21 protein-coding genes are annotated in these 25,368 nt (G+C 48.3%); 9 read left to right on the plus strand and 12 right to left on the minus strand.

The features are described from left to right. The first annotated feature begins 161 nt into the window (after window positions 1–161). Together JFC05_RS09755 and JFC05_RS09760 are read left to right on the plus strand one after the other, a co-directional pair. On the plus strand, window positions 162–1,304 hold the full coding sequence (locus JFC05_RS09755) for a hypothetical protein (protein ID WP_198336759.1): 1,143 nt from the start codon (window positions 162–164) through the stop codon (window positions 1,302–1,304). Next, window positions 1,292–1,624 carry an RnfH family protein gene (locus JFC05_RS09760; RefSeq protein ID WP_227679961.1) on the plus strand — a complete coding sequence of 111 codons (333 nt, stop codon included), beginning with the start codon at window positions 1,292–1,294 and terminating at the stop codon, window positions 1,622–1,624. The genes JFC05_RS09755 and JFC05_RS09760 overlap by 13 nt, the downstream gene beginning before the upstream one ends. Window positions 1,625–1,643: 19 nt before the next feature. Here the strand turns inward: JFC05_RS09760 and JFC05_RS09765 are convergent, their stop codons facing one another. Then, window positions 1,644–2,063 carry an outer membrane protein assembly factor BamE gene (locus JFC05_RS09765; protein WP_083608584.1) on the minus strand — a complete coding sequence of 140 codons (420 nt, stop codon included), beginning with the start codon at window positions 2,061–2,063 and terminating at the stop codon, window positions 1,644–1,646. Window positions 2,064–2,425: 362 nt separating this feature from the next. On the opposite strand from JFC05_RS09765, the gene fur reads away from it, so the two are divergent. Continuing rightward, on the plus strand, window positions 2,426–2,860 hold the full coding sequence (fur, locus tag JFC05_RS09770; protein WP_105244744.1) for a ferric iron uptake transcriptional regulator: 435 nt from the start codon (window positions 2,426–2,428) through the stop codon (window positions 2,858–2,860). Between the two features lie 154 nt (window positions 2,861–3,014). On the opposite strand, the gene JFC05_RS09775 is transcribed toward fur, so the two are convergent. Next, a complete protein-coding gene (locus JFC05_RS09775; protein WP_075101772.1) occupies window positions 3,015–4,136 on the minus strand; it encodes a PilT/PilU family type 4a pilus ATPase in 1,122 nt (373 codons plus the stop codon). 124 nt (window positions 4,137–4,260) lie between these two features. Next, window positions 4,261–5,316 (minus strand): type IV pilus twitching motility protein PilT, encoded by a 1,056-nt coding sequence (locus tag JFC05_RS09780; RefSeq protein WP_198336760.1) that lies wholly within the window; start codon window positions 5,314–5,316, stop codon window positions 4,261–4,263. A 351-nt stretch (window positions 5,317–5,667) separates the two neighbouring features. Between JFC05_RS09780 and JFC05_RS09785 the strand changes: the two genes are divergently transcribed. After that, entirely contained in the window at window positions 5,668–6,363 is a 696-nt protein-coding gene (locus tag JFC05_RS09785; protein WP_198336761.1) for a YggS family pyridoxal phosphate-dependent enzyme, read from the plus strand. 34 nt (window positions 6,364–6,397) lie between these two features. Here the strand turns inward: JFC05_RS09785 and paeA are convergent, their stop codons facing one another. Both paeA and JFC05_RS09795 read right to left on the minus strand, forming a co-directional pair. Further along, on the minus strand, window positions 6,398–7,672 hold the full coding sequence (gene paeA / locus JFC05_RS09790; RefSeq protein WP_198336762.1) for a polyamine export protein PaeA: 1,275 nt from the start codon (window positions 7,670–7,672) through the stop codon (window positions 6,398–6,400). A gap of 219 nt (window positions 7,673–7,891) precedes the next feature. After that, window positions 7,892–9,583, minus strand: a complete 1,692-nt coding sequence (locus JFC05_RS09795) for an NAD+ synthase (RefSeq protein ID WP_227697514.1) — start codon at window positions 9,581–9,583, stop codon at window positions 7,892–7,894. A gap of 835 nt (window positions 9,584–10,418) precedes the next feature. Between JFC05_RS09795 and JFC05_RS09800 the strand changes: the two genes are divergently transcribed. The 3 genes from JFC05_RS09800 to epmA are packed head-to-tail and all read left to right on the plus strand — an operon-like array spanning window position 10,419 to window position 13,863. After that, window positions 10,419–11,546 (plus strand): AI-2E family transporter, encoded by a 1,128-nt coding sequence (locus tag JFC05_RS09800; RefSeq protein WP_105244748.1) that lies wholly within the window; start codon window positions 10,419–10,421, stop codon window positions 11,544–11,546. Between the two features lie 39 nt (window positions 11,547–11,585). Further along, window positions 11,586–12,761: a 4-phosphoerythronate dehydrogenase gene (locus tag JFC05_RS09805; protein WP_198336777.1), complete on the plus strand. Its 1,176-nt coding sequence runs from the start codon at window positions 11,586–11,588 to the stop codon at window positions 12,759–12,761. A gap of 43 nt (window positions 12,762–12,804) precedes the next feature. Next, window positions 12,805–13,863 (plus strand): EF-P lysine aminoacylase EpmA, encoded by a 1,059-nt coding sequence (gene epmA, locus JFC05_RS09810; RefSeq protein ID WP_198336763.1) that lies wholly within the window; start codon window positions 12,805–12,807, stop codon window positions 13,861–13,863. 131 nt (window positions 13,864–13,994) lie between these two features. Here epmA and JFC05_RS09815 read toward each other — a convergent pair whose 3' ends face one another. The 6 genes from JFC05_RS09815 to JFC05_RS09840 all read right to left on the minus strand — a co-directional run bounded on the left by JFC05_RS09815 (window position 13,995) and on the right by JFC05_RS09840 (window position 19,525). After that, window positions 13,995–14,633: an NAD(P)H-binding protein gene (locus JFC05_RS09815; protein WP_198336764.1), complete on the minus strand. Its 639-nt coding sequence runs from the start codon at window positions 14,631–14,633 to the stop codon at window positions 13,995–13,997. A gap of 452 nt (window positions 14,634–15,085) precedes the next feature. After that, the gene (locus tag JFC05_RS09820) at window positions 15,086–15,535 is read right to left on the minus strand and encodes a YaiI/YqxD family protein (protein ID WP_198336765.1); all 450 of its coding nucleotides are present in this window, start codon (window positions 15,533–15,535) and stop codon (window positions 15,086–15,088) included. Beyond that, window positions 15,535–16,917 carry a 5-(carboxyamino)imidazole ribonucleotide synthase gene (locus JFC05_RS09825; protein ID WP_198336766.1) on the minus strand — a complete coding sequence of 461 codons (1,383 nt, stop codon included), beginning with the start codon at window positions 16,915–16,917 and terminating at the stop codon, window positions 15,535–15,537. Before JFC05_RS09825 ends, JFC05_RS09820 begins: the two co-directional genes overlap by 1 nt. Window positions 16,918–17,130: 213 nt before the next feature. Next, window positions 17,131–17,685 carry a 5-(carboxyamino)imidazole ribonucleotide mutase gene (gene purE / locus JFC05_RS09830; RefSeq protein ID WP_105244753.1) on the minus strand — a complete coding sequence of 185 codons (555 nt, stop codon included), beginning with the start codon at window positions 17,683–17,685 and terminating at the stop codon, window positions 17,131–17,133. Between the two features lie 142 nt (window positions 17,686–17,827). Further along, the gene (locus JFC05_RS09835; protein WP_198336767.1) at window positions 17,828–18,778 is read right to left on the minus strand and encodes a metallophosphoesterase; all 951 of its coding nucleotides are present in this window, start codon (window positions 18,776–18,778) and stop codon (window positions 17,828–17,830) included. 138 nt (window positions 18,779–18,916) lie between these two features. Beyond that, the gene (locus tag JFC05_RS09840) at window positions 18,917–19,525 is read right to left on the minus strand and encodes a rhomboid family intramembrane serine protease (RefSeq protein ID WP_075101761.1); all 609 of its coding nucleotides are present in this window, start codon (window positions 19,523–19,525) and stop codon (window positions 18,917–18,919) included. A 679-nt stretch (window positions 19,526–20,204) separates the two neighbouring features. Here JFC05_RS09840 and JFC05_RS09845 point away from each other — a divergent pair. Together JFC05_RS09845 and JFC05_RS09850 are read left to right on the plus strand one after the other, a co-directional pair. Further along, window positions 20,205–21,725: a hypothetical protein gene (locus JFC05_RS09845; protein WP_198336768.1), complete on the plus strand. Its 1,521-nt coding sequence runs from the start codon at window positions 20,205–20,207 to the stop codon at window positions 21,723–21,725. A 304-nt stretch (window positions 21,726–22,029) separates the two neighbouring features. Further along, window positions 22,030–23,622 (plus strand): OmpA family protein, encoded by a 1,593-nt coding sequence (locus JFC05_RS09850; protein ID WP_198336769.1) that lies wholly within the window; start codon window positions 22,030–22,032, stop codon window positions 23,620–23,622. A gap of 135 nt (window positions 23,623–23,757) precedes the next feature. Here the strand turns inward: JFC05_RS09850 and nagZ are convergent, their stop codons facing one another. Next, entirely contained in the window at window positions 23,758–24,840 is a 1,083-nt protein-coding gene (nagZ, locus tag JFC05_RS09855; RefSeq protein ID WP_198336770.1) for a beta-N-acetylhexosaminidase, read from the minus strand. Window positions 24,841–25,368: the final 528 nt, after the last annotated feature.

A 25,368-nucleotide genomic window follows, 5' to 3' on the forward strand; every position in this document is an offset into this window, starting at 1 on the left:
TGAGCCTGTTGCGATCGATTGTAGGCCTACTATCATGAAAGTTTGCCTGTTTAAAGCTTCGTTGTTTTAAGGTTTGTTGTTGCAAGCTCAGTGTTTTGCACCTTAGCTATATAGTCAATGACATAAACGATGACACGCCCTAGCTCATTTGGATTTAAATTATGATGATCCGTTATGCTTCTTACTTCATTGCTGCCTTGCTGCCGTTACTGTTGTTTCGCTGGTTTGCTCCTGCCTCAGTCGGTGAGATAGATTTTTGGCTATTGTGGCTGCTGGCGATGGTATTGGTATCGCTACCTGTGGTGTATGCAGAGATAGCGCTGGCGTATCGGAGCGTCGATGCGCCACTGGCTGGTATGCAAAAGCTGACCCGCGAGGCGGATGCCAGTCCGATATGGCGCAGTTTTGGTTGGCTTGCGGCGCTGGTGTCGATTGTCATCGCTGCGCTGGTCATCTCGGGCGCTAGTACAGGTATCTTGGCGGCTTTGACGGCGCTTGATAGCGCGCCTGCGCTACCGAGTTTTGCAATGGCGGCAGGTCTGATGGTCATCGCTGTATTGCTGAGCTTAGTGGGTGTCGCGCCGTTACCGATTGGTCTGGGGCTGATGGTGGCCGGGCTACTGCTGGGTGCGGTCAATGGACTGCCAAATATTGACTTTGCCATGACAGAGGTGAGCTTAGGCGAGTGGGCGCGCGCGGTTGCCTTGGCGCTGGTCAGTGTGGGGGCGGGTACGGGGCTGTATTGGTTCGGTCAAAGCTTGGCCAGCAAGCAGTCAGTGACCGCCGTCGGCGTGGACAATCACAATGCCCAAAAACCTGCTCGTAGCCGTCTGGCCGCCGAGCCGCGTGCGACCAAGCTGGTGCTACCGATTTGGATACTGCAACTGCTAGTCGGGATGATGGCTTTGTTTGTCAGTGGCATGGCATTGCCGCCTATCGCTCAGCTATTGTACTGGGTAGGGGTGCTATTCGTTGTCAGTTATTTGCTGCACTATAGTACCCAGCAGCTGGCGCATAAGTTTGGGCTGGTGGTGAGCTTGGTAATCACTTTGGTGGTGGCATTGGCGCTGGTCGTTGTGATTCCTGCCACTTGGTTAGTCGGTATCTTGGTAATTATCAGTAGTATCGCGGTGCTGCTCCTATCGATATTTGCTGGCTGGCAAATGAAAATCAGTCATTTGCGCAAGTCGCTTAATTTCGGTAGTGAAGGGTTTTATAACTTGTGGCGCGTGGCGATACGGTTGGTGGTACCACTGGCTCTGATATTGGCATTACTGGGTTGGGTGCTACAGTGGCTGAGCTAAATAACGACGCTATCACCGTATATCTGGCCTATGCCGAGGATGCCACGCGTCAGCACTACAAGTCACTACAGGTGCGCCCTGATACTACGCTGTATGAAGCGCTATCGCAAGCAGGGTGGCTGACGCAGTTTGCCGCTTTGGCCGCGTGGTGCGAGGAGATGGCGGAGGTGGCAACCCCAATGGCAAAGCGCTGGCATGTGGGTGTCTATGCAAAAAAACAGCCGCTTAGCTATCGCTTGCAGCCTTTTGATCGTATCGAAGTCTATCGTAGTTTGAGCGCTGATCCGATGTCTCAGCGCAAAAACAAATCACGAAGCTAGCGGCTTGTCAGCCCTCACGTTACGACGCAGGCAAGCTCTCTATACCCTCGATGCGGCTGACCAAACCATTATCATCAAAGTAGACAATCAGGTGCTGGCTGGCATTTTTGACATCAGCAATGCCTTGGCGTTGGCCTTCAGTGCCCGCTTGATAGTCGTAGATATAGTCCCAGCGCTTTGGCTCTAGGGTATCTTTAATCGCAGGACTGCCGAGGATGTATAGCACTTGGTTTTGGTTCATACCCACTTGCAGCTTTTGTGCTTGGGCTTGGGTGATGGCAGTGCCTTGTGGTAAATCAATCTTATAAACACTCAGTAAAGAGCAGCCGGACATCGCGACGGTAGCGCTGAGCATACTGGTTAGAATAATGTTACGTAATGCGCGTGCAGGGCTGAACGGACGAAAAGTTAATGTCTTTATCATGGTAAGATGACTCATAAGAAATGGGTTAGGTGCGGCCACCATCAATGCTAAGGTATCTGGCCGACTATCTTGAACAAATGATACGTCATTTACTTGCAATTGCCTACCACTTACGACATTATTTACCAAACGCTACCAAGGTGATTTGGTTATTTGTTTTTTAAATTCATAGACTTGCATTGATATTTTCGGCGAAATGATAGACCATATAGGCGTTAAAGATAAGCAAGGGTCATACGCGAGATATCAATGAATTGCAAAAGGCATGTTTGGCATGTCTTAGATAAAACACGCTTTATAAAGTAATTTATTAGCTTATCTACCTCCTATTTTTTGGTTCTTTATTTGCTAAGACTGTCACAGTTATAAGGGATATTATGGCTTCTTTTACCAATCAAGATTTACGCAAAGCAGGGTTGAAGGTCACCTTACCACGTATCAAAATTTTAGAACTGCTAGAAAATGCAGAGCTGCATCATATGAGTGCCGAAGAAGTGTACAAGGCGCTGATCGACCAAGGCGAAGATGTGGGGCTGGCCACGGTGTATCGAGTATTGACCCAGTTTGAACAAGCGGGCATCGTCGAGCGTCATAACTTTGAAAACAATCTATCGGTGTTTGAGATCACCCAAGAAGAGCATCATGACCACTTGGTCTGTGACAACTGCGGCAAAATTATCGAGTTTCATAATGAAGCTATCGAAGAGGAGCAGCTCAAAGTTGCAGAGTCGCATGGTTTTAAATTATCGGGTCACTCACTGGTGCTATACGGTATTTGTGATGATCAAGAATGCAAGGACAGTGTCAAATAACAGCGGTTAAGTTATCAAAGTCTGATAAGGTTTTATCACCTTTAACCGTTTTGTTGATTGTTTAATGTTTAAACACTCAAATACTAGCACGCAGCAAAAAGCCCTCACGATTTTTTATGAGGGCTTTTTTTATGGCCTTGATTCAACCGCCAGCTTATGTGATATCTAGCGACAAACCATCTGCGCCTTCGTCTAAAAGGTGGGCGCTGTTTTTGCTACTGAGCTTGATTTTTAGGCGCAAATCGTTTGGTGAGTCAGCATGCAAGATCGCTTCTTTATAGGTAATCTCGCCGTTCTCATATAAATCAAACAGTGCCTGATCAAAGGTCTGCATGCCGCTCTCTCGTGAGCGCTTCATCACATCTTTAATCTCATGAATCTCGCCTTTACGGATATAGTCGCTGATGAGCTGGGAGTTTAATAAAATCTCAATCGCTGCGCGTCGCCCTTTGCCATCCGGTGTTGGGATGAGCTGCTGGGCGATGATCGCTTGCAGGTTGAGCGACAAATCCATAAACAGCTGGTTGTGACGGCTGGTTTCAAAAAAGTGAATGATACGATCAATGGCTTGGTTGGCGTTGTTGGCGTGCAGCGTGGCAAATACCAAATGTCCTGTCTCAGCATACTGAATCGCGTAGCTCATGACCTCGCGGTTACGAATTTCACCAATCAAGATGACATCAGGGGCTTGGCGCAGGGTGTTTTTTAAACCTGCTTCAAAAGAGTGGGTGTCGATACCGACCTCGCGCTGGGTGATGATACAGCCGCGATGCTTGTGGACAAACTCGATCGGGTCTTCGATGGTAATGATATGGCCTTGCGAGTTCTGGTTGCGATGGCCGATCATGGCAGCAAGCGTCGTTGATTTACCCGTACCTGTCGCACCGACCAGTAGGATGATGCCGCGCTTTTTCATCGCCAGCTCTTTGAGAACAGGTGGCAGGCGCAGCTCTTCGACGGTTGGGATTTTGTTTTCGATTTTACGCAAAATCATCCCAGCCATGTCGCGCTGTACAAACGCGCTGACCCGAAACCGTGCCTGCTTGGCTTCATCAGTGATGGCAAACTGACACTCGTTGGTCTCTTCAAACTCTTGCTGCTGACTGGCCGTCATGACACTTTGGACCAGTTTTAGGGTTTGGGCAGGGGTCAGCGGGGTCTTACCCACAGGCAATATCTTGCCATTCACCTTCATCGAAGGTGCCACTTCAGCAGTAATAAAAAGGTCAGAGCCGTTTTTATTGATCATTAACTGCAATAGTTTATCAATGTCCATGTTGTACCCGCTTTCGATGTCAATCGCCTAAAAAAATATCTAAAATTATGTGATCCGTGATGCCCGCAGTGATGCTGATACTACAGAGCACTGCGTCAGTGCTGTCTTAATGGCAAATCACCGCCTATAAAAAAGTCTCAGGCTGCTTGGCATAAGGGCGCGCCACGTCTTTGCTGATGGTGCCTTTGGCCACGAGGTTTTTTAAAGTCTGGTCAAGGGTGATCATACCGTCGCCTGCGCCTGTTTGAATCGCCGAATACATCTGGGCGATTTTGTTTTCGCGAATGAGGTTACGGATGGCCGGCGTACCTAGCATGATCTCGTGGGCGGCGATACGGCCACCTGCTTGACGGCGCAGCAAGGTCTGTGAAATGACTGCCTGTAGCGACTCTGAGAGCATGGCGCGAATCATGTCTTTTTCAGCGGCAGGGAACACATCAATCACACGGTCAATGGTTTTGGCCGCTGAGCTGGTGTGCAGGGTGCCAAAGACTAAGTGGCCGGTCTCAGCTGCCGTTAGTGCCAAGCGAATGGTCTCAAGGTCACGTAGCTCACCCACCAAGATAACGTCGGGATCCTCACGCAGTGCCGAGCGTAGGGCTGGCTCAAACCCCAAGGTGTCGCGGTGTACTTCGCGCTGGTTGATGAGACTTTTTTTCGATTCGTGGACAAATTCGATCGGGTCTTCTATGGTCAAAATATGCTCTTTGCGGCTCTCATTGATATAATCAATCATGGCTGCCAGCGTCGTGGATTTACCAGAGCCGGTCGGGCCAGTCACCAGCACCACGCCGCGTTTGAAGTCTGACACGCGTTTGAACACATCGCTCATGCCCAAATCTTCCATCGTTAGGACCTTAGAGGGAATGGTACGAAACACAGCACCTGCGCCGCGGTTTTGATTAAAGGCGTTTACCCGAAAGCGGGCAAGATTGGGAATCTCAAAAGAAAAGTCCGTCTCAAAAAACTCCTCAAAATCGGCGCGCTGCTTGTCATTCATGATGTCATAAATCAGCTGATGCACCGTTTGATGCGTCATCGCTGGCATATTGATGCGCGTCATCTCGCCATCGACACGAATCATCGCGGGCATACCGGCTGAAATATGTAAATCAGATGCTTTATGTTTAACCGTAAAACGCAACAAGTCTTCGATGCTTAAGGTGTTTTTTTCAGCCATAATCGGATAGTCCTATCAGTCAAAAAAGGTCAAACAAAAGATGGTAAAGGCCAATGATGGTGTGATGCTAATATCTGGCGCAGCAGGACGCAGCCTTAGGTAAAGCGATCTGCCAACCTACCTTGTCTTTACCATGACGCTTATATTCAGTAGCATATGTTAGACCATGTAACAATATCATAACAAGACTGCCGGCATTTAACCATCTGCTGCCCAAAGAAAATGTAAAATTTGTCTAGCGTTGTAGGTCGTAGATGGGGAGCGAGACAGATAATGTTAGACGCAATTGCTAGACCTAACCGCAACGGGCGAAGCTTATAAACAAACTTATATAACAACAGCGAAAATACTATGGATAAGCAATACTTAATCGACAATTGGCAACGCGTTCATGCACAGGTGGTGGCAGCTTGTGAGCAAGCGGACTCTCCAGCCGAGCAGGTAACACTACTGGCCGTCTCCAAAACCAAACCTGCACAGATGATCGCGACTCTGGCGCAGCAAGGTCAGCGCCACTTTGGCGAAAACTACTTACAAGAGGCGCTCGAAAAAATCAATGAGCTACAAAGTCAATCTGACGCTGAGCATATCGTTTGGCATTACATCGGCAGTATTCAGCGCAACAAAACCCGTGACATCGCTGAGAATTTTGATTGGGTACAAACCGTCGAGCGCAGCATTATCGCCAAGCGCTTAAATGATCAGCGGCCAGAGGGTTTACCGCCCTTGAACGTATTGGTGCAGGTCAATATTGATGATGAAGACAGTAAGTCAGGCTGTCTGCCAGCCGAGTTGCCTGAGCTGATAAGTGCCATGAAGCGCTATGAGCGTCTCATACTGCGCGGACTGATGATTATCCCTGCCAAGACAGATACCAATGCCTTTGCCCGTACCCAGCAGTTGTTTGAAGACATTAAAGATAAGCATCCAGACTTGGCGCATTGGGATACGCTGAGCATGGGCATGAGTGGGGACATGGCGGACGCCATCGCTCATGGCTCGACGATGGTGCGCGTGGGTACCGCCATATTTGGGTCGCGAGAGTAGATGCCGTCCTATCTTTTCTCTAACTATTCTCCAGCTACCCTGTCTCATCAAGTCTGGTAACCAGCATTTGGGTGATTTTGAGGTTGTCGGTGGCGATGATCTCAAAACGATAGTTGGCATATTCGATAGAGTCGGTCTTTTTGGGGATTTTGCGCAGCATATACATCATAAAGCCGCTGATGGTTTCATAGTTTTGATTGCGCGGCAGATTGACGATATCGAGCGCGCGCACCACATCTTCGATAGGCGTCATACCATCGATCAGCCATGAGTTGTCAGTGCGCTGAACGATAGGCTGCTCCTCTAATGTCACAAGCTCGCCCATGACGATGCTCATGACATCCCTTAAGGTAATGACGCCCACCACCAAGCCATATTCATTGACGATGACAGCAAAGTCAGCACCTGTGGATTTAAACATCTCCAGCACTTCAAACAATGACAAGGTATCTGGCACGAACAGCGCCGGTTTTATCAGGGACTTGTCCGTGAGGCTGACTTCTTGCTTATTGAGTACCAATGCCAAAAAACTACGAGATTCGACATAGCCGATGATATGCTCTAAATCATCGTCATGACAGACCAAAAACTTATTGTGCGGCTGTTCAATCATCGTCTCGACGATTTGTTCGGTACTCATTTTTGTATCGAAGTACACGATATGCTCGCGAGGGTTCATCACTGAGGTGACGGTACGCTCCTGCATCTCAAAGATGTTTTCTATCAAATGATGCTCTTGTTTTTTGAGCACGCCTGCCTCGGCACCAGCATCCATCACCGCATAGATGTCTTCTGGCGTGATGTCATCTTGACGACTGGTGGAGATACCAAAAAACTTAAACAACATATTGGCCGCGCCGTCAAACACCCAAATAGCAGGCTTAAAGATAAACGTCAGCGCCATCATTGGCCGCACCAAACGCACAGCAAAAGCCTCGGCATTGGACATCGCCAAGCGTCTGGGCATCAAGTCCGCGAGCAAAGAAAACAGGCTGGTGATGAGAACAAAGGAGATGATTGACGAGACGGCTTCGTTTTTGACCACCAATTGAAAATAAGGGCTGATAGCAGACTCACCGATAGCACCTGCGGAGATGGCAACGGCGTTCAACACCACCTGCACCACAGTGATAAAACCACCAGGATTGTCTTGCATATGTAGCACATCAAGGGCGCGTACCTCTCCTTCTTTTGCTATGATTTGTAGCTTGATCTTGCGAGCAGCAGCAATGGCAATCTCAGCGCCAGAGACAAAGGCACTCAAGGCAAGTAATAAAAGCAAAAACACACTAGCGGTTAGCAAACTCATGACATACTCGGTAAAAGATAAGATTCATTAAAAATAATGCAGGATTAGCATAAAAATAAAAACAGTATGGGTATAGAATCCTTATGTATAAAAACCAAAAAAGCTGGGCAAGCACCCAGCTAATCATAAGGCAGTAAAATAGTATGAAGCGCTGCTCTTGCATCTAAGTTGGTATAAGTTGGTAAAGACTTAGATGCTAAAGGCGCAAGCGCTGAGCGTTTAGCCTTTGATTGACCACTTATTGACCAGTGGATAGCGGCGCTCACGGCCAAAGGCTTTGTGGCTGATTTTGGTGCCGATTGGCGCTTGTAGACGCTTGTACTCGCTGTTATCCACCATCTTGATGACCTTAGCCACCATAGCTGCCTCAAACCCTTTATCGACGATTTCTTGATAGCCCATGTCTTCATCGATATACGACATCAAGATGCTGTCCAATACATCATAATCAGGCAGGCTGTCTTGGTCTTTCTGGTCAGGACGCAGCTCAGCGGACGGCGGACGTGTGATGACGCGCTCTGGAATCACAGGTGTGTCCTCTAGGCGGTTACGGTAGCTTGCCAGCTTATATACTTGTGATTTATAGACGTCTTTTAGTACATCAAAACCGCCTGCCATGTCGCCATATAATGTTGAGTAACCAACTGCCAGCTCTGACTTGTTGCCAGTGGTGATGACCAGATGACCAAACTTGTTGGACAGTGCCATCAGCACCACACCGCGCGCGCGCGCTTGGATGTTTTCTTCGGTGGTATCAGCAGGCGATTTGTTAAACAGTGGCGCTAGCGTATGACGGATACCTTCCACCGCATCAAAGATTGGACAGACAGTATAAGAAACGTTTAAGCGGCGCGCTTGTGCTTGCGCGTCCTCTAAGCTGATCTGTGAGGTATATTCGTACGGCATCATCACTGCATAGACTTTATCTGCGCCCAGCGCGTCGACCGCGATACAAAGCGTCAAGGCAGAATCGATACCGCCTGACAGGCCGACGATGACACCTGAAAATCCAGAAAGATTGACATAATCACGTAGCCCCACTACCAATGCTTGATACATCTCCGACTCGCGGCTCAAGCTCAGTGGCGCTTTGGTTTGGCTGTCGAACTTGGCTGTTTTGACATCTAAAGTGGCCAGCAGTAATTGGCTCATAAAACGCGGCGCTTCGTGGGCGACGCTGCCATCTGCTTGTATCGCCATCGAGCCGCCATCAAACACCAAGTCATCTTGTCCGCCCACGGCATTGATATAGATAATAGGTAAGTTGTTTTCGCGGCTGCGTTTGGCCAGCATGGTCTTGCGGTTTTCTTGTTTTTCGATCTCAAACGGCGAGGCGTTTAGGCTGACGATCATATCAGCGCCTTGTTTTTTTAGCTCAGCGACTGGGCCTTTTTCCCACAAGTCTTCGCAGATGAGCAGACCGATGGTGATACCTTTATAGTCAAACAGTACTTGATTGCGGCCTTTATCAAAGTAGCGGCGTTCATCAAACACGCCATAATTTGGCAAAATTTGCTTATGATAAAAGCCTTTTTGATGACCATTATGTAAGATGGCCGCTGAGTTGAAAGTACCGTGATGATCGACGTGCGGATAGCCGACAATCATAACGATGTCGTCGATATCGCTTAGGGTAGATAGCGCGCTTTTGACGCGGCCTGACAAGCTTGGACGCAGTAATAGGTCTTGTGGTGGGTAGCCCAATAAGGCCAGCTCTGGAAAGACGATAACGTCAGCGCCTTGCTCACGTGCTTGCAGCGCTAAGGTACGCATTTTTTCGGCGTTGGCGTTGATATCACCGACCAAAAAGTGTGACTGTGCCAGTGCAAAAGTAACGGTCTCTGGCGGCTTGCTGGTATGACTGGCCTCGCTCGAGGGGGTTAGATTGGGATTATCAGTGTCTTTTGACATTGTTATTTTTCCTATCGATATAGTATTTAAAATGTGGTCAGGCAGTGTGGGTCTAAAAATCCAACATTCATTCAAACAACATTTATGCAAAATAATGCGGTTATACAGCACTGGTATAGACCGCTTGATTATTAAATCATACAGCGCCTAGATGAAACTTTCGCTTTGAGAGAAGGCGTAAAGCGGCACCTGATACGTGCGCCAATATCCTGCTAATCTCTCAAATTAGCGTCATCGATAACACGACGCTAACCTCTTGATTTGATATCAAAATGGCGATGTCCATGTGATAGCGGCTTTGTAACGGTCTTTATTTTATGGTGGATTGCCATTGATGCGCCCAAAAAGCGTAAAATAATCGCTTTAGTATAACATCAATTACCGTGACAAATAGAACGCGCCGGTGAATTACCTGATGAGATATCTGCTGCAAATGGGTAGAAGCGCGCTGCTGTCGGTGATGGTTTTTATCGACCAAAACCCTATGATGCAGTGTGGTTATTGTGCTCATAGCTCGGTAAGATTGTATAGAGAAAGTTGTAAGTAAAGATTACAACATAGCGTTATTTATTTGAGATATTTTATTGCATAATGAGGGGTGATAACCGCTTTGATTTTGGTGTGTTTTTATAAAAAGAATGGCCGCTAAATGTGTTACGGTATCATAGAACTTGCTACTGCTATCGCGATGGTGTTATCGCTATGAATGTTGGACAAACCCTCGCTTGTGAATACGACTTATGGACATGATCTATAGACGGATATTCATCACCCATTTATAAACTTGTCAGCACAGCTGTGATGGTCTTTGCTGTCAGCCCTTGGTTTATACGCTATGATTGAAAACTGGACAAAAGAATTTATTATTCAGCGCCTGCTGGCCATTACCTTATTGGTTGCGTTATTTGTACTGTGCTTTCAGGTGGTACAGTTTTTTATTGTGCCGGCTTTGTGGGCGGCGATTTTGGCGTATGTGACGTTTCCTATTTATAGTTTTTTTCATGAAAAAGTAAAGCTCAGTCCAGACTTTAGCGCGGCGATTATGACCGTGAGTATCTCACTTATCATCGGTATACCGTTGGTCATTGGGGTTTTTATTTTACAACAAGAAGCGTTGAGCCTTATTAGCAACTTGATCTATCGTATCAAGGTGGGCTATCTGGATGTGCCAGAGTCCATCAAGGACCTGCCAGTTATCGGTCAGCAGGTCAAAGATATCTTGTGGCGCATCAATAAAAACCCAGAAGGCACGCTAGAAGCGTTTCGGATGTGGGTGCAGTCACATTTATATTATGGCAAAGTCGCCTTCGATGTGGTGTTTAGTGGACTTGCCAAGCTGGGTATGGCATTGATGACGTTGTTCTTTTTTTACCGAGATGGCACCAGTTTGGTACGGCAAATACGCCAAGCCCTGCGCAATATCATTGGCAATCGCATCGATGGCTATATTGATTCGGTCGGCACGACGACGCGAGCGGTGGTCTATGGCATCGGGCTGACCGCGCTGGCGCAGGCTTTGCTTGCTGGTATTGGCTATTATTTCTCAGGCGCGCCCAGTCCTATTTTGTTGACCATTGTTACCTTTATTATTGCCTTGATTCCGTTTGGGACGCCGTTTGTGTGGGGCGGAGTGTCGGTCTGGCTGCTAAGCCAAGGCCATACAGTTGAGGGCATCGGTCTGGCACTGTGGGGGATATTTGTCATTAGCTGGGTGGACAATTTGATTCGGCCTATCGTCATCAGCGGTGCAACCAAGATTCCTTTTATCATTATATTTATCGGGGTGTTGGGCGGGCTGACAGCGTTTGGCTTTGTCGGTTTGTTTATCGGGCCTGTGGTGCTAGCCATCGGGCTGGCCGTGTGGCGTGAATGGATATCTCAGCATAAAAATGAGATATTTGCTCAGCAAGACGTGGTACTGTCTGAGACTCAGACGTTGCCAACTGTGACTAAATCAGAATAGAGATACACGACCATGTTAAATAAGAGCGCGGATGTGGCAATGGAAAATAAACCAAATGCAGCAACAGACCTCACCATCGTGGCCGATAGCAATATCGCCAGCTTGTCTGAGTTTTTTAATAATGACACGCTCAGTGGGACGACAGGACGGCGCGTGCGTATGATCAAAGTGGCAGGGCGCGATATCGATGCGCAGCTATTGGCGGATACGCAGCCCAATGTCTTACTGATACGCTCAGTGACCCACGTCAACGCAGATTTACTGAAAGACAATGACAGTGTGAGGTTTGTCGGTTCGGCGACGATTGGTACCGATCATGTCGATCAAGATTACTTAGCGGCGCGTCGTATTCACTTTGCCAATGCGGCAGGCTGTAGCAAGCACTCTGTGGCGCAGTATGTGCTGAGCGCTATTTTGACCTTGCGGCCTGAGTACTGGCAGCGGTCATCGACGCCGCCCACAGTGGGCATTATTGGACTGGGCAATATCGGTAGTACATTGGCGCAATATGCCAGTAATTTGGGCTGGCAAGTGCTCGGCTATGATCCGCTGCTACCAGCCTCAAGCCTCAATAATGCCAGCTTTGCGCAAGTCATCGAAAAAAGCGATGTGGTCAGCCTGCATGTGCCTTTGACTGACAAATCGAGTGCGACCAGTGTGGCGGACAGTACTTATCATCACAATCATGCCAGTCATAGTAGTCATGCCCATGAGTATCCAACGCGGCATTTAATCGACAAAAACGCTCTGGATGCGATGCCAGCCAGTACCTTATTGATCAACAGTGCTCGCGGGCCCGTCATCGATGCCGCTGCCTTGCAGGCGGATATTGAGCGTACCGGTCGGCAAGTGGTGCTCGATGTCTTTGAGCATGAGCCGCAAATTGAGGAAGCACTGCTAAGCAAACTGGCGATTGCCACCCCGCATATCGCTGGCTACACCTTGGAAGGTAAGCTGCGCGGCACTCAAATGATCTATGATGCGCTCTGTGAAAAACTCTCAATCAGCCCTGCGCAGTCGATGCATCAGCTGCTACCGCTCAATATGTTTTTGTGGTCTGAGCTACAGGCACACCCTGATAGGCTGGTTAAGTTTTATGACATCATGCAAGATGATAAGGCGCTGCGAGCCACGCTCGCTGAGGGTCAGGTAAAGGCCGCGGCTTTTGATCAGCTTCGCCGTGACTATCATTTGCGCCGCGAGTGGCAGTTTTAGGCGTATTTTCCATAGGTTTTTATAAAAGTTGTAGTACATCATCATGAGTTCCAAAGCATCAGTCACATCAAACCCAAACGCTTGCTCCCAGTCCAGTTATGCGCCGACCATGACGCTTGCCATGGCACAGCAGCGCGCGCATTTTATGAGTAAGGTGCGGCAGTTTTTTGCAGCGCGGCACGTATTAGAGGTACAGACGCCGCTACTGTCGCAAGCGGGCAATACCGATACTTTTTTGCAGTCGGTCGCCGCGGCGGTCACCTATCAAGACAAACCGCGCACCTACTATTTACATACCTCGCCTGAGTTTGCTATGAAGCGTTTACTCGCCAGCTGGCAAGTGCCGATTTATCAGATCTGTCCTGTGTTTCGAGACAATGAGATAGGAGCGCGGCATAATATCGAATTCACCATGCTGGAGTGGTATCAGCCCCATTATAGTCTTGAGGATATGGCCGCCGAGCTGGGAGCGCTATTAGAAGCGCTATATGGTCATGCAGTGGTGCTAAGTCATTATCGCTATGTCGATGCTTTTATGGATTTTGTCGGGATTCATCCGCTGACCGCTAGCCTTGCGACGCTACAAGCAGTTGCAGAGGATAAAGGGCTGATGGGGTTTGATTTTAATGCGGGCATCAATAAGGCCGAGAAAAACGACGCCGGTCAGAGCGAGGAGAGCATCCGCCAAAGCTGGCTTGACTTGCTATTTAGCCACGTCGTTGAGCCAAACTTAGGTCATGATCTGCCGACGCTGATTATTGAATATCCACCAGCCACGGCAGCACTGGCAAAGACCGCGGTGGATAGAGAGGGTAATACCGTTGCCAAGCGTTTTGAGCTGTATATCAATGGCATTGAGATTGCCAATGCGTATGATGAGCTGGCAGATGGGCCAGCGTTACGCCAGCGTTTTGAGCAGGACAATGAGCGGCGTCAGCAGCATGACCTACCAGCCATGCCAATCGATGAGCATCTATTGGCAGCCTCTGATGCATTGATGCCTTGTAGCGGCATCGCGGTTGGTATCGATCGGTTATTGATGGTAACAACAGGGGCGCGCAGCTTGGAGGAAGTGATTGCCTTTCCTAGTGGTTTGGCGTAACTGGGCTGTAAATGCATTGTAAGTGCAAGCGTTCTGATATTATGTCTTCTAATAGACCATCATAAAAAAGCGAGTCAAGCAAAAAGGCTGACTCGCTTTTGTCTTTTTTAACTATAACGGTCGTTAATCTACTACAACGTAGCGATGGCTTCGTTGATGGCGGTCTCACCATTGTGCAGACTAAAGACTTTTTTGATGGTATTGTTTGCGTCCAATACCGCAGTCAAGGTCGCCGCCACATCTGCAATCGCATTTTCGCCTGCATTGTCATTGTTGATGGTGATTTTGCCAGTCCCTGCACGCTCCTTTAAGGCCCCTGCTTGTACGATGGTATAGTCAAGCGTGCTGTCGTTGACCAGCCACTGATCGGCGTAATGCTTACAGATATAGTATTCTTTTAGATCAGCAATGCCAGGAGTGTCCCACTTGTTGGTGTCTAACGAAAACACCGTGCTTAGCATGATATAGCGTTTGATGCCTTTGTCTTCTACCGCTTGCATGGTCTTTACAGCGCCATGTAAATCCACTTCTAAAACGTCTTTGCCGCCTGAGCCTGCAACAAAATAGACCGCATCGATATCTTGATCTATTTGCTCGGCGATGGCGTCTTTTTCGGCGGTGATATCTAAGTCTAGCTGACGGTAATTGTCGTTATCAAACAGTTTTTTATCCTGACGCGTGGTACCGATGACCTGATGGTCGTCTGCCAATAGTTGTTCGACCAAATCTGTACCCACACGGCCACTTGCTCCAATCACTAAAATTTTCATATGCATTCCTATTGTTATATATTAACCACGATGACGTCTGCGCTTTTATCATAGCGCTTTGACAACACAGTATTTTGACTAATTTAATGATTTAAATGATACAGGGCTTTAAACAATATAGTAAATTCACTCTAAAAATGACATAGCGCTGCTGGGATGAATTTTGCGCAGCCTCTGTGATAACAGCACGCAAGTAAAATTTATACCAGTAGCGCGTTTAGATTTATAACAATTTTAATTTGAACTGACTATATTGCGTTTTGCCGTTTTGCCGTTTTGCCGTTTTGCCAATGTCATCGCCTTATCAAAGCGTGTCTGAAAAAGCATATCTTAAAGACTGTATATAGACTAACAACAACAAACGGCACACTTCGTTATAAAGCGTGCCGTTTGCATAGTGTTTGGTTGTAGAGTGTATAGGGTTTGCAAGATCTGCAAAAATACGCGGAAGATCAGCGCACCAGCTTATTTAGACCATCGGCAAAGGCTTTTTTGTCACGCTCGCCATAAGGCTTTTGTACGCTCATCTCTTGTGGCTCTAAGACGCCAGTGCCGCGCATGGTATCCATAAAGTCACGCATGTTCAGCTTTTGCTTAATATTTTCTTTATTATAAATGATGCCGCGCGTGGTAAGCACCAACGCGCCTTTGTCCAAAATATCATTGGCCAAAGGAATGTCGCTGGTGATGGCCAGATCGCCTGCCTGTATTTGCTCAACGATATAATCATCGGCTTTATCAAACCCCGATGGTACCACCGTCATGGTGAGCAGAGGTGAGCGGCGCAGTTTAATCGGCTGATTGGCGACGAATATCGCCGCCGTTTGTGTGCGCTCAGCAGTCTTGATAATCAAGTCTTTGGCAATGGATGGTACCGAATCTGCATCTACCCAAATCTGCATTATTTTTTGGCCTGTGTGGTTTTGGCCTGTGCAGGTTGCACCTTCGTCTCATTGTCCACCTGGCGGTCTGTAGCTTGGGGTGCAGCGTTGTTCGCGGCCTTGCTATCGAACGGCTTGGCGTCTTGGGCGGTGCTGTTGGTTTGTGGACTGGCCAGCTCTTGAGACTTTTGGACGGCAGCGTACTCTTTATCCAAACCGACTTTATTGGGTAAGATGGCGATCAGCTTGGCCATCGAAGGCTCTAAGTCAGTGACGTCATTGGGCATCAAGGTGATATGAGCGATTTTACGATCGTCGCGTTCAGTCTTGTGGTAGCTGTGATAATGGGCACCATCGATAGCCAGTACGTCGCTGATGTTAGGGTATTGACCCAGCACATTGACCATAATCGCTGGATGGACGTTATCAGTATCGCCTAATGGCAAATCGACCACCGCGCGGATATGGTTTTCAAATTGACTGGTAATCGCCCCTTCGATGCTCCAATGCCCAGAGTTGTGTACCCGCGGCGCGATCTCATTGGCCAGCAGATAGTCATGACCGCGCGCATCCTTGGTGACAAACAGCTCAAGCGCCATCACGCCTACATAACCTAAGTGGTTCATGATCGTGGTGATGGCTTCTTTGGCTTGGCTAAAGATATGGCTGGTGCCGACAGCAGGCGCTTGGGTCTTGGCCAAAATGCCATGATGATGGTGGTTTTCGACCAAATCATAACAGCGCACACTACCGTCTTGGGCGCGAGCCGCAATGATAGATACCTCGCGGCTAAAGTTGATAAAACCTTCGGCAATCAGCGGCGCTGGGGTAGGCGTTAGGCTGCCTTTACCGCTGACCGCGTCTTTGAGGTCGTGCCAAGCTTTGGTGATGTCGCTGTCTTGTTTGATGACATACTGGCCTTTGCCGTCATAACCGCCGCGGCTGGTCTTTAGAACGATAGGTAGCCCTAATTCATCGCAGGCTTGCTTTAACTGAGCCTCAGAGCTGACTTCTTGAAAAGGCACCGTGGCGATTGCTAAGTCATTAAACATCTGCTTTTCTTTTAAGCGATCTTGAGCGATATCTAAGGCCACTGGCGGCGGAAACATGCCTTGCTTGTTGCCTGATGTTGAGAGGCTGGCCAGTTTTTCGACCGTGGTAGTTGGCGTGTTTTCGAACTCTAAGGTAAAAACATCGGCCGCTGCGATAAAGTCATCGAGCTGCGCGCTTGAAAACACCGTACCATAAAGGCTGGCTGGGCAGTCCGCATTGTCCTCTAAAAACACGCATTGATAGCCGAGCGGTAGCGCAGCTTGGGCGAGCATCATGCCCAGCTGACCACCACCTAAGATACCGATGGTACGGATGGTTTGAGTAATAGGATAAGCATTGGCTGTGGTCATGATAGTAACTCTTTGAATAAATAATGGATGAAAACGAGCGTATTAAAATAGGAAAAGGCGCAATGTCTGCACCTTATTCTTGGGTGAACCCGCATGCTAAACGCGCATTTTAGAACAATCGCTAGACGCGCTAAGATGAGTGATCGCTTGGCTTTGCATGTTTTTGCATGGTTGTTTCGTATAATTAACCATCAGCCCAGATACTATAGATCGCTAGGCAGATTGATTAATGATACCTGGGGTTGGGCTGGCAAGGATGGTATCGGTTTGCGTCTGACGCAGCGTATCGAGTTTGCTGGCCACCGCCTCGTCATGTAATGCCAACACTTGAATCGCTAGCAAAGCGGCGTTATATGCGCCTGCCGTCCCAATAGCGAGAGTGCCGACCGCCACGCCTTTTGGCATCTGTACGATAGAGAGTAGGCTGTCCCAGCCGCTGAGCATGGAGGACTTGACCGGTACACCAAAGACAGGAAGCGGCGTTTGGCTGGCACACATACCAGGTAGATGTGCCGCCCCACCAGCACCCGCGATAATCACTTGTAGGCCATTGTCTTTTGCACACTTGGCGTAGTCAAACAATCTATCAGGCGTACGGTGCGCTGAGACCACTTCGCAATCAAAGGCAATATCAAAGTCGGCTAGTAGCTGGGCGGCGGCGCTCATGGTGGCCCAATCAGATTGTGAGCCCATAATGATGCCGACTTTTGGCTGGCCAGCAGGAGAGGCGATAGGATTAGGTTGAATCGTAGCTGATTGGGTGCTCATGATGCGATATCCTCAAAAAGACCATCATACAAAAGTTTTGCCGCATTCGTAAAGCCAAGATTGAGGTTTCTCCATACTATCGCGTTTTTGTCCCCTCAGGCATCACAGAAGCGTCAGCAGGTAGCGCGCATCATACGCGGTCTTAGCGCTGATCGTGACGATACTGTACAAAGCTATCTGCTGTGAGTGGTAATGGTTTGGTCGTATCAAGCTGATAGCACGTCAGATAGCCGCTGTCTACGGCGGCAGAATAATCTGTGCAAGCGACTTGCGCGCTGAGCGGCTCAGGCGTACCTGTCAGCCAATAATGCCCGACAAACACAGGTTTGTGGGTTTTTAAGGCAAAATCGATATTATCAGCCAAGACGTCTTGAGGAATCTGCGCCAATGCCGAAGCGGGCGCGCGAGCAACTTCATACAGCGTGCGCTGGTTCAACGCATCCAGCCACCAGCGTACCCGTACCCGCTTGCGCTCCGTGCCTTCTTTATCGACCATTACTAAGCCGTCTGGCAAAGGTGTCTCTACACCTTTTAGCACTCGCTCTAGCGCATCAAAGGCCGGACTAAACTCACGCGAGGTCACCTCAAGCGCATGCGGCGTCAGACAATTATCTGCGGTGAGCAACGGCTTTAGCACAGCCATGCTATCTACATCCCAGCAAGCATGGACAAAACAGGCATAGTCAGTCTCGAGCCACAACGGAATCTCATAAAAACGCTTAAGCCAGTACTGATGCGCCGCCGAGCCAAAAGGCACCTCTGCCAAAAACGCCTCGTGTTGACGGGAATGCACCGCATCGTGCGAGCGCAGATACTCGCCAGGCACGTCCGGGTCGGGTGTGGCAAAAGCCAGCGCGTTATACTCATGATTGCCCATCACCGCGTCGGCGACATCAGCGTCTAGCATGGCAAACACAATCTCCAACGTCGCCACTTGCTGGGGCCCACGATCCATCAAATCGCCAATAAACAGCGCTCGATGGCCCTCTGGCGGCACAAAGTATTGACCATTATGGACATAACCCAACTGTTTAAGCAAACCGACAAGCTTGTCCGCGTAGCCGTGAATATCACCGATAACATCTATAATCATAATAAAACAACATAAAGGAGAGGTTGTGCGCTTATAAAAACGCAATACATAAAAAGTCAAACCATCAATGAGATGATTGTCTATCGGTCATTATCAGCCATAGCCATAGCCATAGCCATAGCCATAGCCATAGCGGCTCTAAAAACCTGGCGACAGCAGCGCGTTGATAAAGTGCGGCAAGACACGCGGCTCTAAAACAATCGTGGCCACCACTCCAAACGCGCCGCCCCACATATGCGCCATATGATTGATGTTTGAGCCGCCGCGCCTATCTGCATAAATACTATAAGCCACATATGCTACTGCAAACAAAATCGCCGGAATCGGAACAATGGCGAATAAGTAAAGGCTTTCCCACGGTGCCAGCAAGATAAAAGCAAACAGCACCGCTGAAACCCCACCTGACGCGCCAAGACTTAGATAGCTGGCATTGTTTTTGTTTTTTAGATAGCTTGGCACCATAGCGATAACAATGGCAAGCACATAAAACACCACAAACCCATACCCAAACAAAAACGGCTGGTATAGCCCTTCGATGGCGCGACCAAAAAAATACAGCGTAAACATGTTAAACAATAGATGCATGCTGTCGGCATGGATGAAACCATGCGTCACAAAACGATCCCACTGTCCGTTGTTTACCGCTGGCGGATAAAAAATAAAACGGTTAAACAAGCGTTTGTTTTGCCATGCCAACAAGCTGATGATAACCGTAATAATAATGATAAGAGTGGTATGGTTTAACAAAGAAAAATCCTTAGGCCGCGCCTGATGTATAACAATGCGAGAAATGACAACGTTCAAAGCCTAAGCGTTACGGCTGCATAAAAACTGACGATCGTTACTAGGGCGTGTTCTCAATTCAATCGATAGCCATCTAAATGGGTTAAAAATGGCTAAATCTGGCCAAACGGTGTCAAATAGCTGACGAATATCTCGATATTATCTGCGCTATTTTCCTTGTTTGACGGCGATTTATCTCATTTTTATCACCATTTTTAAAATGAGGATAGGCCCTAACTTCATAAGCCATACTTATCCCAGCCATGCGCTAGTGGTGTTATGTTTTATAGTGAACCAAATTATCGCTGATCGAGCACCGAGGTAAGCCATAATATTAACAGTAGTTGAGCCAATGCCAAAACCTATTATGTGACAAAACGCTGCGTTTTTATGCTTTTCTGGTGAATAATGTAGCCATGCAATGATTGATAGCAGTCAAACCTGACTTAGGTAGCGTTTGAGCTGGCATGATAGGTCATCAATGTCGACGTGGTTTTGCGACACTGGCGCTGTTATTGAAAGCATACAGCCAGTACTTTTTCTGTACCGATACTGCTTTTCAATAGCGTCAACCCTAGTCATAATAAAATATAAGCTTGTTACTTTGTAAATTTCCATCAATGGCCGTTAGAGGCAGTCATCTATGAGTATCATCGATCAACTAGAGCAAACCGTGACCCCAGCTGTCTTAGGTGAGCAGGCGAGTCACCAAAGCGTGGCTTATGTCAGTTTACTTGAGCAGTTTTATGCGGTTTTAGCTGCCCGTTTGGCGCAGCCAGATATATACTCTGAGCTATTGCGCAGCGATGAGACAATCAGTACAGATGCGGCTGTAGAGCGTCCGTTTTTTGTGCAGCTATGGCCAGACTCTGCCGTACAGCAAGTGATGATACAAGCGCTGGCGGCCGATCATCATATTGATGAAACTGCGACCAAACAGCTACTGATCAATGCCGCGCCGCTGGTCTATCGCGAGCTTATGATCTTGGCAAATGGTCAGTTTTTGCCCGCATTTCTACAGCAGCAGACGTCAGCGCTGCGCCAATATTTACCGATATGGTCAGCACCTATCATCACCGCAGCAGCCAGCGGCGGCTTAACGAATTTTGAGACGGCTACCAAGGCGCCTATTAACCCAAACGATACCGATGACTCTGACGCACGTGCCTATGATACAGATGGTTCTGAAGGGCATTTTGATAAAACAGGTAGCGCTATCCATGCCAGTCCAGCGGCGCATCATCTGGCCAAAAACACCAGTCTAAAGCAAGAAAGAGTACGCAGCCGTAACCTGCGCCGTGACTTGTTGGTGCGGGTGTTTTTGTTGTTGTTGGCGGTGGCTGCGCTTGGTCTTGCTTTGTGGGCGTTTGTCCTAAAACCCAATAGCGCGCCGCCAGCCGAGCCAATTGTCACTGAGTCTGTGACTGTGCCGCCTGCGCCTGAACCAGTCGCCGCGCCGACGCCTGTTGAGCTTATCGTAGGGGTGGACGATAGTGGCAGTCTATACACTTGTAGCGCGATTGTCGGTGATACAGCACTACAAAACACCCTACAGCAAGCGCTCAGATCAAGCTTTGGCGAGCAGGCAGCGATCTGTCAGTTTACTGTACAACAAGGGGTTGCCAACAGTATTGCCAACCTACCAGCAGAGCTATTGCCCAATGTGTTGACGATGCTGAGGTCCACGCCCTTTGCCCGCTTGCATCTACAAAACGATCGACTTACGCTAGAAGCGCCAGATGCCATGCTGCTACAGCGCTTGCTCAGTGAGATGCGGGCTTTGGTGCCAGCCATGGTCATCGATAGTACCGCGCCCATCCCTTTACCTGATAACCCGAACGCGGCAACCAGTGAATTGGGTGATGCGGATAGTCTGAGCAATGATGTATACCCCAATGACCAATACCCCAATAATGCTACTGGTGCTGGCGAATATCAGGCGGCAGACGATGAAACAGGCGATAGCGTCATGCCTGCGCCCAACAATAATGCCAGTATACCTGCCGATCTGCCCAACACCGCCCCTAATAACTTGCACAGTAATATACCGTCTAACAATACGTCTAATAACAGCCAAACTAGGCCGTCAGGCCCTATTTCGCTATCAGAGGTAGATGAGATGGCAAGTAGTGTGATCGTCGCCGAGCCAGCACAAGTCAGGTAGCAATGTGAGGCTACAGATGGATCGTTTTACTAAAAAATTGTCTCTGTGTTTTCCTTTAAGTCTTTTTCTAAGCTTTTGTCGGACAGTCGCATTTGGGCGGGCTTTAGGGTGAGATAGTTACGTGTCTCAACTGAAACATTACTTAACGTAGCATTTGCACAACAACCTGTTGATTGTGAACGGATACTTAATACTTTTATAATAACAAAAGTTGAATGTATGAGTTGAACCTACAAAGTATTGTTAAAAAAAGCATTGCGAAGAGTGTAATTATATAAATACGTATTAACGGAGGAATTATCCAATGGATATTATCAGTCATCTAACACGGACCGTTAGCCCTGCAGTACTAGGAGATGATCACAGCCCAGCCAAAGAAAGCTTGCTTGAGCAGTTTTATGCTATCTTTGCCGCGCGCCTTGCTGATCATGATACTTATGGACGCTTTGCAAATGAAAACATCGCCCGTGACGATCAAGGGTTTTATGACCGCGTCTGGACAGAAGGCGCTCACCGCGATCAAATCTCGCGTGAGCTGGCGGGCCAGCACAATGTCGATGCTACCGCCGCTCGCGGCTTGATTGCGATGGCAGCACCGCTCGCATTTCATGAAATCAAAAGCTTAGCAGGCACCACGCCTGTGCCGCAGTTCTTAAATGATAATTTGGCCAGTTATCAGCATCATATTCCTGCATGGGCAAGTACGGTCTTGCCAGCTGGCATGTTGGCGGCTAACCCAGCTGCGGGTACTCGTATCTCTGATACCACCAGCACCGCGCCATTGCAGCATACCGAAGAAGAAAAAGGCAGCTTTATGAAAGCGCTGTTACCGATTATTGGTTTGATCATTTTGGGGGCGCTGGCATGGGCGCTACTCAGAGGTTGCCAAGAAAACCCTGAACCTGTTGCCACACCAGTTGCCAGTGAGCAACAAGCAGCAGGCGATGAGCAAGTGGCAGTTGCAGCAGATGTAGAGCCTGCTTCACTGCGTATCGCGACGGGCGAAAACAATGAGCTGTATGCCTGTCGTATGAATGCCGGTGACGAAACCCTACAAAGCAAAGTGATGAACGCACTAACAGCCGCATTTGGCGATGAAGCCAATAAATGCCGCGCAGACGTCGATGATAACTTTGCCACCGATATGCCAGCCGCCGCTCAGCTTGCTTCTATTTTGCCCATCGTCAAAAACGTACCAAACGCCAGTATGGTCATCAAAGGTGATACCATCACCGTCAACGCCCCAGACGAGGCAGCGTTACAACAGCTAGTGACCGATTTACAAGCGGCTGCGCCTGCCATGACTGTCCAAGCGGAAGGCCCACTGGACTTACAAGGTGAGATTGACGACAGTCTAACGGCCGCTGATGCCGCTATGACTAACTTGGGTGACAATCCAGACCCTCGTGATGTGGCGCGCGCCTTGAGTATACAAGTGATTAATTTTGAATTAGACAAAGCGATCATCCCTGATGCCAACAAAGCGCTACTGAACCGCGCGGCCACAATCATCAATGAAGTACCAGATATGGAGCTGCTGATTATCGGCCATACAGATAGCCAAGCGTCTGACGACTACAATATCGAGTTGTCACAAGAGCGCGCCGATGCTGTCAAAGAGTATTTAGTCGCCCAAGGGGTCGATGCCAGCAAACTGTCCACCAAAGGTATGGGTGAGTCAGAGCCAGTCGCTGATAACTCAACTGAACAAGGCCGTTTCCGCAATCGCCGTATCGAGTTTGTCGTAAACGATGAGATCAATGTGGCAAATGAAGGCATGATAATCAGTAACGATGCGCTTGATCCGGACTTAAACCCATTAGATAGTAACAACGATGACTTATTGCCAGATGGTGATGATGTCACTCAAGGTAGCGCTATCGATCCAGCAAACTAATATCAGCTGTGCTCAAAAAAACCGCTTCTTATTAAGAAGCGGTTTTTATTTATCACAAATGTAATGATCACAAAACAAAGTATTGAATCTAGGGCGTGCCCTCATTTTAAAAATGGCGATAAAAACGAGCTGCGATTATTTATAAGCGGTGGGGTCTATTGAGTCACTAGCAGAATGATTAGCAGGTGTCTCGGCCGCTGCAAAAAACGCCTGCATCACGTTTTGCTTGGCTTGCTGCCAGTAGTCAAACTGCTGACAAGTTGACTCAAGATCGCCTTGCCATGCTGGTATCTTGCCGGACATGGATTTGACACGGTTTTGGTTAGGATAGGGCAGATCTTGCGCTGCTTGGGCGGCTTCATGAGCCGCGATACGGTCATTACAGACCAAAGCAATATCGCAGCCTGCGTTGATGGCCGCTGTTACTCGTGCACTGACATCGCCTGCCGCCTGCGCACCTGCCATCGACAAGTCATCTGAAAACAGCACGCCATCAAATTTTAAGTGCTCACGGATGATGTCTTGTAGCCAAATCTTTGAAAACCCTGCAGGTTTATTATCCACTTGCGAAAAAATCACATGGGCGGGCATCAGCGCATCGAGCCATGGCAGGGTTTGGGCAAAAGGCTGCATGTCACTATTGATGATCTCATCCAAGCTGCGATTATCAATCGCTTCTGCCACGTGTGAGTCAGGTGCGATGGCACCGTGCCCAGGGAAATGCTTGCCTGTGGTCGCCATGCCAGCCGCTTTCATGCCGCGCATAAACTGAGAGGCCAAGGCAATGATGGCTTGCGGCTCTTGATGAAAACTGCGATCGCCGATGACTTGGCTGATACCGCCTCTATCAAGCACAGGCGCAAAGCTCAAATCAATCCCCACGGCCAGCACCTCTGCTGCCATCAGATAACCGCAGTCATAAGCGAGGCTCAGCGCCTGCGCCGGATCTTGCTCAAACCGCTCACCCAGCTTGCCCATCGCTGGCAAAGGGCTAAAGCCGTTGCGTAGTCGTGCCACGCGCCCACCTTCTTGATCGACGCCGATCAAGATATCAGGATTGTGGTAGCGTATGTCATCACACAGCTGGCGCACTTGCGCGGCGTCAGCGACGTTGCGGGCAAACAAAATAACACCACCGACTTGTGCTTGTTTGATTAAGCTGACATCTTCAGCGGTCAGAGCAGTACTATCGATATCAATCATTAAAACGCCATACATTGCGTTATCCTTTTTGGTTATTACTTGATAAGTGGTTATCTTAAAATGCGACTGTTACTGTTATTTAATAAAATTGACAATAAGGAGTACTAAGGTGGGTGACGGTGTTTGTGAAGACTGTACCGTTTAAGTCCCATCGTTTAAGTTCCTTAGGCTTGCGACAGACACGCCTTAGTATATTGTGTAGATGGCCTTATTATGACAGTTATTAGGCACGGCGTATAATGTGCCAGATAAATGGCTTTAAATTGATGGGCTTATGGGGTTTAATGAGTGATCTCGTCGATGTACAAAAAGCGCTAGTAGCGCAAAGATGGACTGCGATAAATATGACAGAAAGTTTGGTACAGAGCGGCGTAGCGTGTAAGATTGTTTATACAGTTTAAGACAGTTTTATATGGATGCTCGTGATAATATTGATTAATTTTTCACGATATTTTAATGCTATCTCGTCACTTCTGTATAGAATGCCGTATAGGTAGTCAACTATTACAATCACTACAATCTACGATACTAATGATTGTAATA

Source organism: Psychrobacter celer (assembly GCF_016107555.1).
In the GTDB taxonomy this organism is placed as follows: Bacteria; Pseudomonadota; Gammaproteobacteria; order Pseudomonadales; family Moraxellaceae; genus Psychrobacter; species Psychrobacter celer.

Bases quoted from the DNA above. Each gene is read 5' to 3' on its own strand.
- JFC05_RS09755 (WP_198336759.1), top strand. From the start codon at position 162: ATGATGATCCGTTATGCTTCTTACTTCATTGCTGCCTTGCTGCCGTTA.
- JFC05_RS09765 (WP_083608584.1), bottom strand. From the start codon at position 2,063: ATGAGTCATCTTACCATGATAAAGACATTAACTTTTCGTCCGTTCAGC.
- fur (WP_105244744.1), top strand. From the start codon at position 2,426: ATGGCTTCTTTTACCAATCAAGATTTACGCAAAGCAGGGTTGAAGGTC.
- JFC05_RS09775 (WP_075101772.1), bottom strand. From the start codon at position 4,136: ATGGACATTGATAAACTATTGCAGTTAATGATCAATAAAAACGGCTCT.
- JFC05_RS09780 (WP_198336760.1), bottom strand. From the start codon at position 5,316: ATGGCTGAAAAAAACACCTTAAGCATCGAAGACTTGTTGCGTTTTACG.
- JFC05_RS09785 (WP_198336761.1), top strand. From the start codon at position 5,668: ATGGATAAGCAATACTTAATCGACAATTGGCAACGCGTTCATGCACAG.
- paeA (WP_198336762.1), bottom strand. From the start codon at position 7,672: ATGAGTTTGCTAACCGCTAGTGTGTTTTTGCTTTTATTACTTGCCTTG.
- JFC05_RS09795 (WP_227697514.1), bottom strand. From the start codon at position 9,583: ATGTCAAAAGACACTGATAATCCCAATCTAACCCCCTCGAGCGAGGCC.
- JFC05_RS09800 (WP_105244748.1), top strand. From the start codon at position 10,419: ATGATTGAAAACTGGACAAAAGAATTTATTATTCAGCGCCTGCTGGCC.
- JFC05_RS09805 (WP_198336777.1), top strand. From the start codon at position 11,586: ATGGAAAATAAACCAAATGCAGCAACAGACCTCACCATCGTGGCCGAT.
- epmA (WP_198336763.1), top strand. From the start codon at position 12,805: ATGAGTTCCAAAGCATCAGTCACATCAAACCCAAACGCTTGCTCCCAG.
- JFC05_RS09815 (WP_198336764.1), bottom strand. From the start codon at position 14,633: ATGAAAATTTTAGTGATTGGAGCAAGTGGCCGTGTGGGTACAGATTTG.
- JFC05_RS09820 (WP_198336765.1), bottom strand. From the start codon at position 15,535: ATGCAGATTTGGGTAGATGCAGATTCGGTACCATCCATTGCCAAAGAC.
- JFC05_RS09825 (WP_198336766.1), bottom strand. From the start codon at position 16,917: ATGACCACAGCCAATGCTTATCCTATTACTCAAACCATCCGTACCATC.
- purE (WP_105244753.1), bottom strand. From the start codon at position 17,685: ATGAGCACCCAATCAGCTACGATTCAACCTAATCCTATCGCCTCTCCT.
- JFC05_RS09835 (WP_198336767.1), bottom strand. From the start codon at position 18,778: ATGATTATAGATGTTATCGGTGATATTCACGGCTACGCGGACAAGCTT.
- JFC05_RS09845 (WP_198336768.1), top strand. From the start codon at position 20,205: ATGAGTATCATCGATCAACTAGAGCAAACCGTGACCCCAGCTGTCTTA.
- JFC05_RS09850 (WP_198336769.1), top strand. From the start codon at position 22,030: ATGGATATTATCAGTCATCTAACACGGACCGTTAGCCCTGCAGTACTA.
- nagZ (WP_198336770.1), bottom strand. From the start codon at position 24,840: ATGTATGGCGTTTTAATGATTGATATCGATAGTACTGCTCTGACCGCT.